The organism is Bacillus sp. P4_D3 (assembly GCF_056401855.1).
Genome location: NZ_JBFUIN010000698.1, coordinates 1 through 1,588, shown reverse-complemented (window position 1 = coordinate 1,588; position 1,588 = coordinate 1). Strand labels below are relative to the sequence as shown.

General features: G+C 31.9%; 2 protein-coding genes. Both read right to left on the bottom strand.

The window, feature by feature from the left end:
* Positions 1-98: 98 nt before the first annotated feature.
* Positions 99-347 (bottom strand): hypothetical protein, encoded by a 249-nt coding sequence (locus AC1DTM_RS25720; RefSeq protein WP_088099389.1) that lies wholly within the window; start codon positions 345-347, stop codon positions 99-101.
* A gap of 277 nt (positions 348-624) precedes the next feature.
* Positions 625-1,588: flavin-containing monooxygenase (locus tag AC1DTM_RS25715; protein ID WP_477001213.1), on the bottom strand; the 964-nt coding region annotated here is incomplete at its 5' end.

The following is a 1,588-nucleotide window of genomic DNA, read 5'->3' as shown; positions in this document are numbered from 1 at the left end:
CATCAAATGGAGGGCGTCATTGGTGAAGTTTTAAAAATGCTATCTTTATAATGAATTAGACATATATAAAGAAAGAAGCTGATCCCCAGCCTCTTTCTTTATATAACATTTTTCACAACAATTTTTATATGTTCCGGCGCGATAATTTCCGTTATACTTTCTTGGAAATCTTCATGCAACAATTCTTCAATATGTTCTAACTGCACTTCGACATGTGTACATTCTAAATTATGTATATTCAATAGTGCATAATGATCTTTTTTCTTAATTATTAAATATTGATTTTCTTCTGTTACGAGCATTGAACCTAATCGGGCTCCTAGTAGGCGTTGATCATCAAACTTCATAATTGCTTCTCCTTCCTTCACATAAATATAATTTACAAGTAATTATATTTATGGAAATAGCTCTAATGTAGACTATATCATAATTTACTAAAATATAAATATCATTTTTCTTCCCAATGAAAATTCCTGTTTTTTCATATATTTCGATACAAAAAAACTTTCTCAACACAAAAATAAGAATTTTCAGTTTTTTATCCCGTGAAAATCTATTATAATAAAGTTAATAAATGTTTGACCTCTCCTAATTCATGTACATATGGATGATCAGTAGTTGCTGCTACTGATCTATTTTTTTGATTTCAGAAAGCAAATACGCCGCATCCTTTCCTACACCACAAATAAGTGCCGAACCCCTTTGAGATTGCCAGGGCAATCCGATATAATACAATCCTCTTACTAGACTTATTCCCTTTATATGATTAGGAAATCCTTTCTCATTCACAGCCTTTTCTATTTCAATCCATTTATAATCTTGAACAAAACCAGTTGACCATATAATACTTTGTGCCCTATACGTATCACCATTTTGAAACATAATGTTATTTTCTGATGCACTTACTACTTTTCCACATAGTTTCATTGCTTCATTACGAATGAGTTCCTTACCTTCAAAACCAAAAATAGGATCCTTTCTTTTCTGAAACCACCTTCCTCTCTTTGTATTTATTTCAGCATACAATAAACCTATTTTTTCTAACCAATTGAAAATACTTTTTCTAAAAAGATGTAACGGTAAAAACGTTAAAGGATGACTGATAGACATCGTAACTTCATGAGTTTTTGCAAGTTCTACTGCTATTTGCATGCCTGAATTCCCGCCACCTACTACTAGTACTCTTCCCTTTGGAATTTGCGATGGTGATATATATTGTGATGAATGTATTTGAAAAATATGTGATGAAAGATGTTGTGAAAATGAGGGGATGAATGGTTGCTGAAAACCACCTGATGCGATAATAACTTTTTTCGATTGTAAAATTTCTGTAGGAGTGTGTAATTCAAATACTTCTTTCTCTTTCCTTATTTTTAAAACTTCAGTTTGCAATTGTACGGGTAATTTATAATGCCTTGCATATCCTTCTAAATAATTTGCAATCTCATCTTTATATGGAAATCCATTTTTCTCTCCTATTAATGCCATACCTGGCAAACTACTATATGCCCTCGGTGTAAAAAGCTGCAAAGAATCATATCGGTTTCTCCATGAATCACCAATTTGGTTTCCCGCCTCAAGTAATAAG

Coding starts and splice junctions, on each gene's coding strand:
- AC1DTM_RS25720 (WP_088099389.1), bottom strand. CDS start 347: ATGAAGTTTGATGATCAACGCCTACTAGGAGCCCGATTAGGTTCAATG.